The following is a 261-nucleotide window of genomic DNA, read 5'->3' as shown; positions in this document are numbered from 1 at the left end:
AGAGCTGGTTCTCGGCGTCGTTCATCGCCACGTTCGCTCGCTACGACTACATCGTCGATGATCGATTGCAGGACGAACAACGGTCGAAAATACGCGCGTACCTTCGAGAGGTAATCAGCGCCAGGTACAAATTTGCTTCTATCGACCAGAAGAACACAGCGATGAACAACTTCGAGGCTGACCTACGTAGTGCACGACTCCGCGAAGAGCGACGGCCGACGCGAGCAATCGGGGTTCTAAGCTGAAGCAGCGCGGAGGCGG

Annotated in this window: 1 protein-coding gene; it reads left to right on the top strand. The window is 56.3% G+C overall.

The window, feature by feature from the left end; genetic code table 11:
• On the top strand, positions 1 to 245 hold a 245-nt coding region (locus SB775_RS30845; protein WP_410865069.1), incomplete at its 5' end, for a hypothetical protein.
• Positions 246 to 261 lie beyond the last annotated feature (16 nt).

The organism is Peribacillus sp. SIMBA_075, from assembly GCF_046534585.1.
The sequence above is the reverse complement of the archived record's forward strand: the minus strand, read 5'-3'. Positions and strand labels throughout refer to the sequence as shown.